Genomic DNA, 16,333 nt, shown 5'->3' on the forward strand with positions numbered 1-16,333 from the left:
GCCGTGTCCGGGCATGACGCGGCGCAGGCCGGTAACCGCCCGCGCATTCGACTGTCGCATAACGGCACAAGAGCAGCTACACCTGAACCGGAGTTCTAGACCGACGGATTCTTATGAAACGCCACTTCCGCCTCACCGCCGCTTTCCTCGCGCTGCTTGCCGGGCCGACTTGGGCAGGGGAGCAAAGCTACAGCGTCTCGCTCGCCGGGCGTCAATTGGGAACCTTGACCTTCAACGGGCACAGCCGGAATGCGGCGTTTCTTCTGGCCTTGGACAATGCCCCCTTTGGCATCAAGAATGGCACCTTCAGCGCGGTGACACAGGCCCAAGGCGATCAGGTCAGCTACCTTGGCACGAACCGGGGCAGTGAAACCCGCGATATCGACATCACCCGCAGCGCCGGTCAGGTGACCTCGGTCGCGGTGGCGCCGCCCTCGGAACGGACGGAGATTTCCGAGGCGGCGAAAGTCCCTGCGGGGGTGATCTTTCCGCCGGAACTCTTCGCCGCCCTCGCCACTGCCGAAACATGCCCCGCGCCGCTGGCCGCCTATGACGGCCGCCGCGTGGTGCAGATCGCGCCCGAGGCCGTGCAGCGGGAGGGCGACAGGGAGCGATGCGACATGTCCTACCGCGTCGTGATGGGCCCGGGCTATGTCGCGCCCTTCTATCTGAAATCCTTCGGGATGGAGTTGGTCTATACCGCCCGCACATTGGCCAGAGCCTCCATCAGCGGCGGCGGTTTCACGGTCCATTTGAACCGCCAATAGGCTGACAGGCAAAGGACAGCGCATGCCCGCTCTTCGCAGCACCAACCACATCGGACGGATCACCTGGCTCGGGGCCGTGCCCGCGCAGCGCGAGAACATCCGCTCCGCCCCGCTGGCGCAGGCTTTCGCGGGTTACGCAGGGTTTGAAGGGGACTTTCACGCCGGGCTCACCCGCCCGGCCTGTGTCCGCGTGCGCAATCTGCATCCGAAAGACACCGAAATCCGCAATACCCGCCAGCTGTCGATCCTCTCTGCCGAAGAGATGGCGCAGATCGCTGCAGCGATTAATTTGCCAAAGCTCGATCCGGCGCTGCTCGGCGCGTCGATCGTGCTGGAGGGCATTGCGGATTTCACCCTCGTCCCGCCCGGGTCGCGTTTGCAGACGGCCCAAGGCACCACGCTGGTGATTGATGTGGAAAACGGCCCCTGCAACTTCCCGGCGCGCGAGATCGAGAATGAGCGGCCCGGCCACGGCAAAGGCTTTCGCGCGGCGGCGCAGGGCAAACGCGGGGTGACCGCCTGGGTCGAACGCGAAGGGCCGCTGGCGCTTGGCGATGAAATGCGGCTCTTTGTCCCGGACCAGCCGGTCTGGCCGCATCTCGACTGACCCCGCGCCGTTTCGCGCCGCTTGAGTGTCGGAAACACGGCCTCTCATCATAGCCTTGTGCCTGTAAGTCTTGTTCATCAAGATCGCGACCAACGGCAACAGGGGAATCTCATGGCTTTTAAATCCGACATTCAGATCGCGCGAGAAGCGGCAAAACGCCCTATTCAAAAGATCGGTGAGAAGTTGGGGCTCTCCAGCGATGACCTGCTGCCCTATGGCCATGACAAGGCGAAGATCAGCCAAAGCTTCATCGATTCTGTGCAGGATCGCCCGGATGGCAAGCTGATCCTCGTCACCGCGATCAACCCCACCCCGGCGGGCGAAGGCAAGACCACCACCACCGTGGGGCTGGGCGATGGGCTGAACCGCATCGGCAAAAAGGCGGCGGTCTGTATCCGCGAAGCCTCCCTTGGGCCGAATTTCGGCATGAAGGGCGGGGCCGCCGGCGGCGGCTATGCCCAAGTGGTGCCGATGGAAGAGATGAACCTGCATTTCACCGGCGATTTCCACGCCATTACCTCGGCCCACAACCTGCTGGCGGCGATGATCGACAACCATATCTACTGGGGCAACGAGTTGGAAATCGACACCCGCCGCGTCGTCTGGCGCCGCGTGGTCGATATGAACGACCGCGCCCTGCGGCAGATCACGGCGTCTCTGGGCGGCGTGCCGAACGGTTTCCCGCGCGAGACGGGGTTTGACATCACCGTGGCCTCCGAGGTCATGGCGATCCTCTGCCTCGCCAGAGATCTCAGCGACCTGCAAGAACGCTTGGGCGCGATGATCGTCGCCTACCGCCGCGACCGCAGCCCGATCTTTGCCCGCGATATCAAGGCTGATGGCGCGATGACGGTGCTGCTGAAAGACGCGATGCAGCCGAACCTCGTGCAAACGCTTGAGAACAACCCCGCCTTCGTGCACGGCGGCCCTTTCGCCAATATCGCCCATGGCTGCAACTCGGTCATCGCCACGACCACGGCGCTGAAACTGGCTGACTACGTGGTGACCGAAGCCGGCTTTGGCGCGGACCTCGGTGCCGAAAAATTCATGAACATCAAATGCCGCAAGGCGGGGCTTGCGCCGTCCGTCGTCGTCGTGGTCGCCACCGTGCGGGCGATGAAGATGAACGGCGGCGTGGCCAAAGCCGATCTGGGGGCCGAGAATGTCGCGGCCGTGCAAAAGGGCTGCGCCAACCTTGGCCAGCATATCGAAAACGTCAAATCCTTCGGCGTGCCGGTGGTCGTGGCGATCAACCACTTCGTCACCGATACCGAAGCCGAGGTGCAGGCGGTGAAAGACTTCGTGGCCGAGCAGGGGGCCGAGGCGATTCTGTCGCGCCATTGGGAGCTGGGCTCCGAAGGGGCTGCCGATCTGGCCACGCGCGTCGCCGAGATCGCGGATGGCGACAGCGCCAATTTCGCGCCGATCTACCCCGATGACATGCCGCTTTTCCGCAAGATCGAAACCATCGCCAAACGCATCTACCGCGCCGACGAAGTGCTGGCCGACCAGAAAATCCGCACCCAGCTGAAGGATTGGGAGGACCAAGGCTACGGCGATCTGCCGGTCTGCATGGCCAAAACCCAATATAGTTTCTCCACCGACCCCGAGCTGCGCGGCGCGCCACGGGATTTTTCGGTCCCGGTGCGCGAAGTGCGGCTCTCGGCGGGGGCGGGGTTCGTCGTGGTGATCTGCGGCGAGATCATGACCATGCCGGGCCTGCCGCGTGTGCCCTCGGCCGAGGCGATCAAGCTCAATGCCGATGGCGATGTCGAAGGGCTGTTCTAAGACGGGTTGCAAACAGGCTCTGGCGCGGTGATGTAGGGCCTGTTCAACCTCAGCACTGGCGAAAGAGAGACGGATATGGCAGCAACAATCATCGACGGTAAAGCCTTTGCGGCCGAAGTTCGCGAAAAGGTGGCTGGCCATGTCGCCCGGCTAAAGGCCGATCACGGGCTCACCCCCGGCCTTGCGGTGGTGCTGGTCGGCGAAGACCCGGCCAGCCAGGTCTACGTCCGCTCCAAGGGCAAGATGACCCGCGAAGTGGGGATGAAATCCGTCGAACACAAGCTGCCGGCGACCGTGGATCAGGAGACGCTGCTCAAGCTGATTGACGATCTGAACAGTGATCCCGAAATCCACGGCATTCTCGTGCAACTGCCGCTGCCAGAGCATATGGATGAGAAACGGGTGGTGAACGCGGTCTCGCCAGCCAAGGATGTGGACGGATTCCACATCTCCAACGTGGGGCTGTTGGGGACCGGGCAGAAAAGCATGGTGCCCTGCACGCCGCTCGGCTGCCTGATGATGCTGCGCGCGCATCACGGCGATCTCTCGGGGATGGAGGCGGTGGTGATCGGGCGCTCCAACATCGTCGGCAAACCCATGGCGCAACTGCTGCTGGGCGACAGCTGCACCGTGACAATGGCCCATAGCCGCACCCGCGACCTGCCCGATGTCGTGCGCCGGGCGGACATCGTGGTGGCCGCTGTCGGCCGGCCCGAAATGGTGCCCGGCGACTGGATCAAGCAAGGCGCCACCGTGATCGACGTGGGCATCAACCGGATCGAGATCGGCGAGAAGACCAAATTGGTCGGGGACGTCGATTTCGACAGCGCAAAAGACCGCGCCGGCGCCATCACCCCGGTGCCGGGCGGGGTCGGCCCGATGACCATCGCCTGTTTGCTGGCCAATTACGGTCACCGCCTGCTGCCGCGCCAACGGGTTGGACGAACCCGAAGGGCTGACCGCCTAGGCCGGGTTCACCGGCACCATCGTGCCTTGCAAAATGGCGATCAACTTGGCCTCGCCCCCGGTGATTGCCTGCACCTCTGCGGTGACCAACACAAAGCCGCCGCCCGGGTTTGACCACCCGGCCGGTGGCCACCAGCCGATCACCGCGGGCCGGGGCCAAGAGGTTGATCTTGATCTCCGATGTAACCACGTCCATCTCAGGTGGCATCATCGTCAGCGCAGCAAAACCCGCCGCCGTATCGCCAAGCGAAAAGGTAAAGCCCGGCATGGCCAAACCCCTGTTGCTGGCAGGCCAAGGGCAAGACCGGCGCGGCGATCTGAACTAGCCCTTCGCCGACCTCGACCACTTCGGCGCCGAAGGTCTGCATCATCGTCTGCGCGTCAAACCGCGCGCGAATGCGTTTTTCCATTTCATTCATCAACTGGCCTTTCGCGGCATAGGAATGGCCACCGGCTGCGGCCCGGTCAAGATCGCACAGGCATTCGGCTGCATCAGATTGCAAAGCGTGTCCGACCCGCTGCGCAGCCCCCCGGTATAGGTGCCATAGGCCGGCAGGATCAGCCGATCGCTGTCAAACAGAAAGGCGGGCCGTGAAATGCTGCGCTTGCGGGTATAGACCGAGGCTTTGGGATGATAATGGCCCGACACCTCGGCGCGTTGCGCAGGGTCCGCGATATGCCGAAAGGTAAGCGGGCCAAGCTGCAGTTCCGCCAGATGCGCGCCGCCCAGACCCACCGGGCCCGGGTCATGGTTGCCCTCGATCCAGTCCCACCGCCGCCCGGCCTGCAGGCGCAGAATCCACAGCCGTTCCGGTTCCTGCAGGGCCTGCGCCGCGCCGAGATCGTCAAAACTGTCGCCCAGGCAGACCACATGGCGCGGCTCGGTCGCCGCCAGATCGGCGGCAAGGCGGTCAGCGTATCGCGGGTCTCATAGGGGGGGAGGGCCGCCCCGCCGCGCCGGCAATGCGCTCAGACTTGCCCAGATGTAAATCACTGACGCAGAGCATGCCTTGGCGGGCCACCAAAGCGCGCCGGAGCCAAGCGCCGTCAGCGCCGCGCCGGCGAATGAAAAGTCGAGTCCGTTCATCCTTTGTTCATCTGCAATTGCGGCTGATTTGGCAAGGGGTCAAAACAGCGTCGCGCAGGCGGTGAGGGGAGCGCAGCGGTATTTAAGAAAGGATGAAGGGTAGAAAGCGCGCCCCATGACCGGATTGCTGCCCCACATGAGACGCGCCTTCATCCTTGCGGTCATCGGCTCCGCAGCCTGTACCGCCGAGATAGAATGCGTCCGTTGGGTTAAAAAACTCTTAATCCTCTTCATCCTTTTTCAAATACCGCTGCACGACAGATCCGCCCGCGCACGACCGGTGTTCAGGAGACCTGCCGCCGCCGGGGATGTTCGAAGGCGGCGGGGTCAGCTGCGCGAGCCCCGAGGCTTCCATCAACCGCGCGGCCTCTTCCGCCAGCATCCGTTCCTGCGCCGCACCTTCGACCGGGACGCGGCCTGCTTCCAGCAGCAGCGGCGCGGCAAGGGGGCTGACCCGGGGCAGGCGGCGGTGTTCGATGCGCCCGGCGATGCGGGCGAGCATCTCTTCGATCCGGCCAAAGTCGACCAGCCCGCGCAGCGCTTCTTCGCGGGTGATGTCGAGCATCAGGTGGTCCGGCTCATAGCGCAGCAGCGTGTCATAGAGGATGTCGCTGGAGAAGGTCGCCTGCCGCCCGGATTTGCGCGCCTGTGGGCTGTTGCGTTCGATGAGCCCGGCGATCGTCGCGGCGGCGCGAAAGGTGCGTTTCATCACCGCATTGCCGGCGAGCCAACTGTCGAGACCATCATGCAGGGCGGCCGGATCGACCAGCGGGGCGGGGTCATCCACCGCGTCCAGGCCCAGATCAGTGTGGCATAGTCGGTAGCGACAAAGCCGAGCGGCGCAGGCCCAGATCTTCCATGCGTTTGGTGAGCAAGAGCCCGAGTGTTTGCTGCCCGTTGCGCCCGGCGAACCCGTAAAAGACGGTTTGTTCGGCGCCGTCATGGGGGCAGCTTTCGACCAGCATTTCACCCGGCTGCGGCAGCTGGCTGACCTCGCGTTGCAGGGCCAGCCAATCGGCGGTGTGGGGGGCAGTTCGGGCCAGCTTTCTTGGGTGAACATCTGTTGCACGCGCGCCGAGAGTTGGGTCGAGGTCGCGAATTTGGTGCCGCCGAAGGTGGCGACTTTGGGTTTTTTCGCGGCGTTGCGGCTGACTTCGACAACGGTTTCGCGCAGCCCTTCGTAGCGCACGATCTGGCCGCCGATGAGGAATGTGTCGCCTTTGGTCAGGGTCGCGGCGAAGCCTTCTTCGATTTCGCCCAAGGGTTTGCCACCCCGTTTGCGCTGCATGCGCACCTTGAGTTTGTCGGTGTCCTGAATCGTGCCGATATTCATGCGGATGCGTTGGGCGCTGCGCGGGTCGCGCAGTGCCACATGCCGTCGGCCGTTGCAGCAGCCGCTGCCAGCGGTCATAGGCGCGCAGGGCGTAGCCGCCGGTGGCGCAGAAATCGAGGCAGGCGTCGAAGGCGGCGCGGGAGAGGGCGGCATAGGCGCCAGCAGAGCGGATCTGCCGAACAGGGCGTCGGCGTCGAAGGGACCCGCGCAGGCGGTGATGAGGATATGTTGGCAGAGCACGTCGCGAGGACCGGGGCCGCGGGGGTCCCCGTCGAGCGCGCCCTCCAGCACGGCTTCGAGGGCGGCGACACATTCGACCACCTCAAAGCGGTTGGCGGGCACCAGCAGCGCCTTTGAGGGGGCGTTTGTAGCGGTGGTTGGCGCGGCAATGCGTTGCACCAGCCGTTTGACGTTTTTCGGCGCGCCGATCTGGATGATCAGGTCCACATCGCCCCAGTCGATGCCGAGGTCCAGCGTGCCGGTGCAGACGATGGCTTTGAGGTCGCCGCGCACCATGGCCGCTTCGACATTCTCGCGCTGTGCGCGGTCAAGACTGCCGTGGTGGATGGCGATGGGCAGGGCGTCTTCATTGGCGAGCCAGAGATTGTGAAAGAAGATCTCGGCCTGAGCGCGGGTGTTGTGAAAGATCAGCGTGGTCTTGTGCCGGCGCACCTGATCGAGCACGGCGGGGATCGCATAGGCCGCGCCGCCCCGGCCCATGGCGGGGCTTCTTCGGTGCGCAGCATCTGGATGTCCGGGGCGGGCCGGGGTCGGCCAGCAGCACTTCGCAGGGATCGGGGTGGCGGGCCATGAGATGGGGCGATGGCGGCGGGGTCTTCGACGGTGGCCGAGAGGCCCACCCGTTTCAGATCGGGGCAGAGCGCTTGCAGCCGGGTCAGCGCCAGCACCAGCTGATCGCCGCGTTTGCTTTCGGCGAGCGCGTGGATTTCGTCGATCACCACCCGTTTCAGCCCGCGAAAGGTGCGGGCGGCGTCCTCGTAAGAGGTCAGCAGCGCGAGGCTTTCGGGGTGGTCAGCAGGATATGCGGCGGGTCGGCGCGCTGGCGGCGGCGGCGCGATTGCGAGGTGTCGCCGGTGCGATCTTCGATGCGGATCGGCAGGTGCATCTCCTCCACCGGGCGGGTGAGGTTGCGTTTGATATCCGCAGCAAGCGCTTTCAGCGGTGAGATGTAGAGCGTGTGCATCCCCTCATGCGGTGCCTCGGCGAGATCGACCAGCGTGGGCAGGAAACCCGCGAGCGTCTTGCCGCCGCCGGTGGGGGCGATGAGCAAGAGGGCGGGGCCTCGGCCCGGTCCAGCATCTCTTGCTGGTGCGGGTGCAGGGACCAGCCATTCTGGGCGAACCAATCGGCGAATTTGGGGGGGAGGGCGCGCATGTCAGTGATGTAGTCTTTGGGGCCTGCGCTGCCAGCCCCAAAACGCGGGGGTTTACTTTACGATGACCTCGTCCTTGACGAACATATTGGCCCAGGCACGGTCCACCAGATCCGGGCTCATCTGATAGGGCAGCCTTCAAACTCGCAGATCGCGATCATCTGGTCGATCAGAAACACCGGCTGGTAGTTGGCATAGACATTGTCGATGGCGGGGTATTTGACCTTGAGCAGATGCACCAGCGTGGCCTCATCCTAGCGCCATGCCGCGTTTCTTGGCACCATGGCAAAGATCTTGAGGAAGTTCTGCTGGTCCGGCCCGTCGATCTTGATCTTGAAGAAGATCGGCGCAGGGCGGCTGATCGAAGATCTCGTTCGGTGAAAGTTGGTCGAGAAGATCACCAGCGTGTCGAAGGGCACCTCGAATTTCTCCCCCGATTGCAGGGCGAGAATGTCCTTGTTTTCTTCCAGCGGGACAATCCAGCGGTTGATGATGCTCTGCGGCGGTTCCTGCTGGCGGCCAAGGTCGTCGACGATGAAGATACCGCCGGTGGCCTTGAGTTGCAGCGGGGCCTGATAGGTGCGCGCGGTGGGATTATAGACCAGATCGAGCATGTCGAGCGTCAACTCGCCGCCGGTGATCACCGTGGGGCGTTCGCAGCAGACATAGCGGCTGTCAAAGCGCGTGACGCGGCGCAGGGAGGTCGGGTCCTGGACCTCGGCTTCGGCGGCGGAATGCACGATCGGGTCGTAGACGGTGATGACCTGCCCCGCGTATTCGATGGCGCGGGGGACATAGACCCTGTCGCCAAGCGCGTCGCGGATGCCGTTGGAAATGCTCGATTTGCCGTTGCCGGGGGGGCCGTACATCAGGATCGAGCGCCCGGCGGAAACCGCGGGGCCCAGGTGGTCGAGCAGGCTGTCGGGCAGGACCAGATGGCCCATGGCCTCGGTCAGCTGGGCGCGGGTGATCTGCAGGTTGCGCACCGACTGGCGTTTGACCTGTTCGCGGTAGACCTCTAGCGGCACCGGCATGGCGCCGAAATATTCCGACTGCGCCAAAGCGTCCAGGGCCCGGGCCTTGCCGCCATCGGTGAGCTGATAGCCCAGTTCGTTGCCGTTATGGGCATTCAGCGTGCCGGTGGCCTCGATCAGACGCTGGCCGCGGGCGTGGTCGATCATCTCCTGTGTCACCTGCACCGGCAGGCAAAGCGCCTTTGCCAGATCGCTCACCATCTCGATATTCTTGCGGAAGATCGTCTTTAACAGAATGTCGCGCATCATCACGACCGGCAGCTTCATGTCTTCCAGCCGCTTGGGCGGTGGCGGCGCAAGGACGGTGTTGGATGAGACATTCATGAGCGGGTTCCTTGCAAAACAGACAGGGGCTGCGGCGCGATGAGCCTGAGACATAGCGGTTGAATATGGCGTGAATGTGGAAACAACGGGGGCGTCAGCGGACGGGGTAAATTTTGTCTTAACGGCCGTAGAGCGCCCCGAGGATCAGATAGAGCGCCAGCGCCGTGCCAAGGGCGAGGCCCATGGGAAATTTCTTGGTCTCCTGCCAGCTTTGCCATTCGGGCGCGAGGCGGCGCAGGGGGGAATATTTCACCGCGCGGTGGGTGGCGGCGGCGGCAAGAAGCACCGCCATGAAAAGCGCCATCAGCAGGCGCAGATCGCCAAGCGCGACATAGGGGGCGGCGGCGGCGGCGAATTTCGCATCGCCCGCGCCCATCACGCCTGCGGCATTCAGCAGGATGCCGAGGGCGAGCACGATGATCAGGCTCATCAGCCGCCAGAGATAGGTTTCAAAGGGCAGGACGAAGAGGCCCAGCACCAGAAAGATAAGCCCCAAGAGGACCACTGCCTGATTGGTGATGCGCATCTGTTTCATGTCGGTGAATGCGACATAGAGACAGAGAGGCAGCACGAAAGGCAGGAACCACAGCGCCACCGTGGCCGAGATCGCCATGGCTCAGCCGGCTTCCAACGCGCGCAGCGAGCGCACGGCGGCCTCAAAATGCTGGGGATGCGTGTCGATCGCCTCTTGCAGCAGCCCTTTGCCGGTGGCCACATCGCCGCGTTTGATCGCCGAAAGCGCCATCGTATGCAGCAGCTGCGCGCGCTCGGATTGCTCCATCGGCATCACCGGCAGGGTGTAGTCACGCTGCGCCGCGCGGGCCATGACAAGGTTGTTCTTGGCGGTAAAAAGCGTGTTGTCCTGACGGATCGCCTCGGCAAAGAGCCGCTCCGCCTCCGGGTAGTCGCCACGGGTGAGCTTGGAATAGCCCCAGTTGTTCATCACGGCCGCAGGGGTGGTGGTCAGGCCAACGGCGATTTCATAGAAACTGTCGGCGCGGTGCCACTGTTCTTTGCTGTCGGCCACCATCGCCTCCAGCCGGTAGCGGGCAAAGGTTTCATGGGTGGGGGGGATGCTGTTGAGCACCGTCTCGGCCCGTGCCCAGTCGCCGGCACGGATCAGCGCGTCGGCCAGTTCCACATTGTCATCGGGCGTGGCGCCCTGCATTTTGGTGACCTTTTTCCCAGGCGCTCACCGCCTCGGTCCGGCGCTTGGCCCGGGCGAGGGAGGTGGCCAGCCCGCGCTGGTGGTCGCATGCGGTCGGGGTCTTCCTTGACAGAGCGTGCGAAGTAGCTCACCGCCTCATTGGGGTCGGCCACGGTCAGCATGACATCGGAAAGGTTGGTCTCATCCACCACATTGACGTCCTTGAAGGCGCGTTCAACGGTGGCGTTTGCATCTTTCTCACCGCAGCCTGCCACAGCGGTGACGCCTGCCGTGCAGACGGCCAGAAGAATGGGATGGCGCATTTTGCGTCCTTTTTACTGCTCTGCCTTGGTCATGATGTCGGGCGGATCAGGTAGTCCCCGCTGCCGCGCCGCACCAATTTGTAATTATCTTCATTGACTTCTGTCATAACAGAATTTTCAGTTTTTGCGAGTGCCAAGCGCAGATTGTCCCGGATTGCGTCACTTTCGCCATTATCGAGCGCATAGGCCTTACGGAAGATCTGTTCGGCCTCCGCCGTCTCGCCGCGTTCCATCAGCACCACGCCGAGGTTGTTCCAGACCTCGGGTTCTTCCGCGTCCTGTTTCACCGCGCGGCGCAGCAGGGTTTCGGCCTGGCCCAATCGGCCCAGCCCCAGATTGGCGCTTCCGAGGGCCGAGAGGATCTCGCCGTTCAGCCCATGTTCCAAAGCGGCACGGTTGAAGGATTTGATCGCCAGTTCATATTCCCCCGCCGCGATCAGCCGATGGCCGACTTCGAGCCCGTCGACGGCCTCGGCCTTTTGGTCGACGCCGGGGGCATAGACCCCCTGCGGCCTGTCATCCGCGCCGAAGGCGGAAAAGCCGCCCGGGGAACAGGCGGCCAGCAAGAGGGCAGAGAGAGCCCCGGTGAGGGCGGCGCGGGCCCTGCCGCGCCGGTATGAGCGATCCATCAGTTTCCCATTTTGCCCAGTTCCGTAATGCCATGCACCGACGGGCCGACCAGAATGATCAGGAGCGGTGGCACAGTCAGGCCCATAGTGGCAAGGGTCATCTTGGTTGGCAACTTGTTTGCCGCTTCTTCGGCCCGCATCACCCGTTTGTCACGCATCTCGCCGGCATAGACCCGCAGCGCATCTGCGATGGAGGTGCCAAAGGCCGCGGATTGGATCAGCACGGTCACAAAGGAGGACACATCCTGCACGCCGCAGCGTTCGGCCATGTCGTTGAGCACGGAGATCTTATCCTTGCCAGCTTTCATCTCATAGGCGACGATCTCAAACTCTTCGCTGAGGGCGCGGTAGGAGGCGCGCAGTTCCTTGGCCACGCGGACGATACATTGATCGAGCGACTGCCCGGCCTCGACGCAGACCAGCATCATGTCGAGCGCATCGGGGAAACCTTGGGTGATTTCCTCCTTGCGGGCATCGACGCGGCGGCGCACCCAGTATTTCGGAAGGTAATAGCCGATCGCACCGGGGCCGATGGTGTACATCATGGTTTTCTGCGTCGTCATGCCGGCGCTGCCGCCGAGGAAATTCATATAGACCATGCCGCCGATCAGACCGAGCATGCCAAGTGCGAATTGGGCGAAGTAGTAGAGGCGCACCGCATCGCGGGACTGATAGCCCGCCTGTCGCAGCATCAACTGTTTCGCGCTCAGCTCGGCGCCGTCCTCCGGCTCAAGGAATTTCGCGAATTTCTGCAGCTGCGCGTTCTGATCCGATTGCCGCAACTGCTGGCGCGAGGCTTCGCCCGTAGGCGCAGAGGAGGTGCGTTTCAATTTGGCCAGCGGGTCTTCGGGCTGGCGCAGCATCAGCACGATGGTGATTGCGACAAGCGCCAGACCCAGCACGCCGATGATGATGATAAGCCCCATCGGGCCGAGGGTGTCGCTCAGGCGGTCGTTGATCTGATCGAAAAGTTCCATGGCCGATCCCTCAGACTTTGATGTTGGTCAGAATGCGCATCACGAAAAGGTTCAGCGCCAGAAAAATGCCCACGGCGAAACAGGCGGGAATGAACAGCGCATGGTCGCGCACTTCATCATAGTAATGCGGATCGGCCAGATTGATCACAACCAGCGCCACCAGCGGGAAGGCCGAGAGGAATTTGCCCGACCATTTCGCCTCGGCCGTGATCGCCTTGACCCGGCGGAACAGCCGGAAGCGGGCGCGGATCACCTTGGCCAGCCCGGCGAGGATCTCCGCCAGGTTACCGCCGGATTGCTGTTGAATGGTCACCGCCACCGCGAGAAAGCGCAGGTCTTGCATGTCGAGCCGTTCCGCCATGTCCTTGAGCGCTTCGCCCACGTCGCGGCCATAGGCGGATTCATCCGAGATCACGCCGAATTCCGAGGCCAGCGGGTCTTGGATTTCTTTCGACACGATGGAAATCGCGCTGGAGAAAGGATGCCCCACCCGCAGGCTGCGCACCATAAGCTCCACCGCGTCGGGCAGTTGCTCTTCGATCAGCGCCATCCGCTTGCCGGCCTTATGGGAAACCCAAAAGAACACCGCGCCGACCCCCATGAAGATCGCCAGAAGCAGGCGCACCGGGGCGCTGCTCTGCGTGCCGATGGTCAGCCCGAGGAACGCCAGCGCCGAGAGACCCGCCATGATCAACAAAAGCTGTTTCGGGGTGAAGGCAATCGCCGCCTTCTGCGCCTTGTCCGAGAGCAGTGAATAAAGCGGGATCGACCGCGCCTTCATATGCTGCTGCATTTCCTTGCGCAGCTTGTCGAGCACCTCTTCGCGCCGCGCGCCTTTTTCCAACATTTCAAGCCGACGGTTCACCCGGCTGTTGAGGCTGATGGATTTGCCAAAAGCGACAAGATACAGGCCTTCGACCAGCACCAGCACGCCGATAAAGATCAGACCGTAGATAATAGGTTCGGCACTCATGGGATCGTTCCTTACTGGGCCGCGACGGGTTCGTAGATGGAGGAGGGCAGGTCATAGCCCCACATGCGGAAGCGTTCGGCGAAATGGCTGCGCACGCCGGTGGCGGTGAAATGGCCGATGATCTTGTTCTCGGGCGTCAGGCCCACGCGCTGGTAGCGAAAGATTTCCTGCATCGAGATAACCTCGCCCTCCATCCCCGTGATCTCGGTGATCGAGGTCATGCGGCGCGAGCCGTCTTGCAGACGCGAGGCCTGCACGATGAGGTTCACCGCCGAAGAAATCTGGCTGCGCACGGCTTTGAGCGGCATTTCGATCCCGGCCATGGCGATCATGTTTTCCAGACGGCTGATCCCATCGCGGGCAGAGTTGGCGTGGATCGTGGTCATGGAGCCGTCGTGGCCGGTGTTCATGGCCTGCAGCATGTCGATGACTTCCTCGCCACGGGTTTCGCCCACGATGATCCGGTCGGGGCGCATCCGCAGGGCGTTTTTCAGACAGTCGCGGGGCGAAACCTCGCCCTTGCCTTCGACGTTGGGCGGGCGGCTCTCCATCCGGCCCACATGGGTCTGTTGCAGTTGCAGTTCGGCGGTGTCTTCGATGGTCAGAATGCGTTCGGCATTGTCGATGAAAGACGACAGCGCGTTGAGCGTGGTGGTCTTGCCCGAGCCGGTCCCGCCCGAGACGATGATGTTGAGCCGGGTCGCCACGGCGGCCTGAAGATAGGCCGCCATCTCTTCGGAAAAGGCGCCGAAGTTGACCAGATCGTCAATGCCGAGCTTGTCTTTCTTGAACTTCCGAATGGAGACCAAGGAGCCATCGACCGCCACCGGCGGCACCATGGCGTTGAACCGCGAGCCATCCTTGAGGCGGGCGTCGACGTAAGGATTGCTTTCATCCACCCGGCGGCCCACGGCAGAGACGATCTTGTCGATGATCCGCAACAGGTGCTTTTCATCTTTGAAGGTCACATCGGTCAGTTGCAGTTTGCCGTCGCGTTCGACGAAAATCTGCTGCGGGCCGTTGACCAGAATATCGTTGACCGTCTCGTCCTTCAGCAGCGTCTCCAGCGGGCCGAGGCCGGTGACCTCGTCATAAAGCTCGGAGTTCAGCGTCATCCGGTCTTCGCGGTTCAGCACGATGCTTTTTTCCGACAGGATTTCGACCGCGATGTCGTTAATTTCCTGCCGCAGGTCCGCCTCACTCGCATGTTCCAGCGCGGCGAGGTTGAGGTTGTCCAAAAGCGCGCGGTGCAGTTCGAGTTTGATCTCGCTCATGCGTTGCTTGCGCTTGACCTCGCGGTCCACCGGGGCCGCGGCGGCGGGTTTCAGCGCGCGGCGCATGGTGGCCGGTTTGGCGGCCGCAGCGGGGGCGGGCGCTGCCGCGATCGGCGCGGCTTCGACAACCTTTGCCGCCTTTGCAGGCGTCGCGGGGGCCGCCTTGGGCGCGGTGGCGGTGGGTTTCTTGTACTTGGAAAACATCGCTACGTACTTTCGCTAGAGGCTCAGGCCGCTTGGGCCTGATCGCCCTTGAGGTCGTGGATGGAACTGGCCAATTTGGCGATCTCGCGCCGCAACGGGCTTTTGGCGGCGGAACTGGCGAGCGGCTGGCCGTGGTCATTGGCCTGTGTCACCGGCTTGCCCCCATCGGGCAGTTGCAGGTCAATCGAAATGCTCAGCGATTCGGCCATCCGCTTGACCCGGCTCTTGCCGCTGAGATCGGTGAATTTGGGCGCACGGTTCATCACATAGCGCAGCTTTTCCACCGGCAGCTCTTCGGATTGCAGCGCACGTTTGAAGCGCAGGGCGTTCTGGGCCGAACGCATGTCCAACTCCAAGGTCGCGAAATAGATATGGGCATGGGTCAGCACGGTCTCGGACCATTGCACCAACGTCGAAGGCATGTCGACGATGACATAGTCGAACTGGTTGCAGGCCATGCTCAGGATGCGCTCGACATCCTCATTGGTGATCAGATCAAGCGGCAGCATCTCGGAAGGCGCGGTCAGCACCTGCAGCTTGTCCCCAAAGGTCTGCAACGCTTGGCCAAAGATTTCCTCATCCATCGATTCGGTGTCCGAGAGCATCTCATAGACCGCCTCGCGGCGTTGCAGATCAAGGTAGGTGGCGACCGATCCATATTGCAGATCAAGGTCCAGCAAACAGACCGATGGCGGGTTCTTCTTATCCGCCATGGAGAGCTCCCAAGCCAGATTGACCGCCAATGTCGTGGCACCGGTGCCGCCGGCCAGACCATGCACCACGATCAGGGCACCGTCCTTCTGCGCGCCTGCTTTCAACTGCGGGCCGCTGGCCTCTGCCGGTTCCGGCGCGGCGGCGCTGCTGCCATCGCGCAGGCGGATGATGGCCTGGGCCAGCTCGCCTTCGGGCAGCGGGTAGGGGACGAATTCATCGGCGCCCTGACGCAAGAGCGAATGCAGGGCGGCGGGGGTGACGTCTTCGGCGATCAAGATGACCGAAATGTCGCGCGCCTTGGCCTGAGAGATGATCTCCCCCATCAAGACGAGGTTGTCTTCGTCGGTCTCATCCATGGCCAGTGCCACGAATTCCATCGCTTCGGCTTCGGGTTGACCAAAGAAGGCCAGCGCTTCGGCAAAGCCAAGATCACCCCAGCTTTCGCCGAGGGTCGATTCCATATCTTCAATTAACAGGTCGAAGTTTTGCACATCGCGGCTGATGGTACAGGCGACAATTGGCGCTGCTTCGGGCTGGGGCATACTGCTGCTCATGACCTTTTGTCCTTTACATCAATGGCTTAACCTCAGGCCGTGACGACGTTCTGTCGTCTTGTCGACCTTGGGCCTTGCCCGTGCCGGGCGCTTTGACCGGGCACAATTGTCCTACTGGAGCGAATATCACAGCCAACTGGGGCGAGATTGGGGCTAAAAAGTTTCTATTGTTGGGTATTGTGAAACGATCCCGGCGTTCGCGGGCGATTGGACATGCCGCCCCGGGGCAGGGGGCTGCA

The 16,333-nt window shown here is 63.0% G+C and carries 9 protein-coding genes and 6 pseudogenes; 4 read left to right on the plus strand and 11 right to left on the minus strand.

The window, feature by feature from the left end; all coding sequences use genetic code 11:
- The first annotated feature begins 113 nt into the window (after nt 1-113).
- The 4 genes and pseudogenes from AB4M76_RS17565 to folD all read left to right on the plus strand — a co-directional run bounded on the left by AB4M76_RS17565 (nt 114) and on the right by folD (nt 4,129).
- Nucleotides 114-767, plus strand: coding sequence for a hypothetical protein (locus tag AB4M76_RS17565; protein ID WP_368443313.1), 654 nt, complete (start codon nt 114-116; stop codon nt 765-767).
- A 22-nt stretch (nt 768-789) separates the two neighbouring features.
- Nucleotides 790-1,374 carry a sulfurase gene (locus AB4M76_RS17570; protein WP_368443315.1) on the plus strand — a complete coding sequence of 195 codons (585 nt, stop codon included), beginning with the start codon at nt 790-792 and terminating at the stop codon, nt 1,372-1,374.
- A gap of 111 nt (nt 1,375-1,485) precedes the next feature.
- The gene (locus AB4M76_RS17575) at nt 1,486-3,162 is read left to right on the plus strand and encodes a formate--tetrahydrofolate ligase (RefSeq protein WP_368443317.1); all 1,677 of its coding nucleotides are present in this window, start codon (nt 1,486-1,488) and stop codon (nt 3,160-3,162) included.
- Nucleotides 3,163-3,237: 75 nt separating this feature from the next.
- A pseudogene (gene folD, locus AB4M76_RS17580) lies at nt 3,238-4,129 on the plus strand (bifunctional methylenetetrahydrofolate dehydrogenase/methenyltetrahydrofolate cyclohydrolase FolD).
- On the opposite strand, the pseudogene AB4M76_RS17585 reads toward folD, so the two are convergent.
- The 11 genes and pseudogenes from AB4M76_RS17585 to AB4M76_RS17635 all read right to left on the minus strand — a co-directional run bounded on the left by AB4M76_RS17585 (nt 4,126) and on the right by AB4M76_RS17635 (nt 16,094).
- Nucleotides 4,126-4,547, minus strand: a pseudogene (locus AB4M76_RS17585) (PaaI family thioesterase). The pseudogenes folD and AB4M76_RS17585 sit on opposite strands and share 4 nt — an antisense overlap.
- A pseudogene (gene pdeM, locus AB4M76_RS17590) lies at nt 4,547-5,215 on the minus strand (ligase-associated DNA damage response endonuclease PdeM). The pseudogenes AB4M76_RS17585 and pdeM overlap by 1 nt, the downstream one beginning before the upstream one ends.
- A gap of 328 nt (nt 5,216-5,543) precedes the next feature.
- Nucleotides 5,544-7,943, minus strand: a pseudogene (locus AB4M76_RS17595) (ligase-associated DNA damage response DEXH box helicase); the annotation flags it as partial.
- A gap of 52 nt (nt 7,944-7,995) precedes the next feature.
- A pseudogene (locus AB4M76_RS17600) lies at nt 7,996-9,299 on the minus strand (ATPase).
- A gap of 118 nt (nt 9,300-9,417) precedes the next feature.
- A complete protein-coding gene (locus AB4M76_RS17605; protein ID WP_368443319.1) occupies nt 9,418-9,912 on the minus strand; it encodes a prepilin peptidase in 495 nt (164 codons plus the stop codon).
- Between the two features lie 3 nt (nt 9,913-9,915).
- Nucleotides 9,916-10,769, minus strand: a pseudogene (locus tag AB4M76_RS17610) (tetratricopeptide repeat protein).
- Between the two features lie 29 nt (nt 10,770-10,798).
- Nucleotides 10,799-11,398: a tetratricopeptide repeat protein gene (locus AB4M76_RS17615; protein WP_368443321.1), complete on the minus strand. Its 600-nt coding sequence runs from the start codon at nt 11,396-11,398 to the stop codon at nt 10,799-10,801.
- Entirely contained in the window at nt 11,398-12,375 is a 978-nt protein-coding gene (locus AB4M76_RS17620; RefSeq protein WP_368443323.1) for a type II secretion system F family protein, read from the minus strand. Before AB4M76_RS17620 ends, AB4M76_RS17615 begins: the two co-directional genes overlap by 1 nt.
- 10 nt (nt 12,376-12,385) lie before the next feature.
- Nucleotides 12,386-13,348 (minus strand): type II secretion system F family protein, encoded by a 963-nt coding sequence (locus tag AB4M76_RS17625; RefSeq protein ID WP_368443325.1) that lies wholly within the window; start codon nt 13,346-13,348, stop codon nt 12,386-12,388.
- Nucleotides 13,349-13,359: 11 nt separating this feature from the next.
- On the minus strand, nt 13,360-14,826 hold the full coding sequence (locus AB4M76_RS17630; RefSeq protein WP_368443327.1) for a CpaF family protein: 1,467 nt from the start codon (nt 14,824-14,826) through the stop codon (nt 13,360-13,362).
- Nucleotides 14,827-14,849: 23 nt separating this feature from the next.
- Nucleotides 14,850-16,094, minus strand: a complete 1,245-nt coding sequence (locus AB4M76_RS17635) for a CpaE family protein (RefSeq protein WP_368443329.1) — start codon at nt 16,092-16,094, stop codon at nt 14,850-14,852.
- Nucleotides 16,095-16,333: the final 239 nt, after the last annotated feature.

This window comes from Sulfitobacter sp. PS-8MA, from assembly GCF_040933935.1.
In the GTDB taxonomy this organism is placed as follows: Bacteria; Pseudomonadota; Alphaproteobacteria; order Rhodobacterales; family Rhodobacteraceae; genus Sulfitobacter.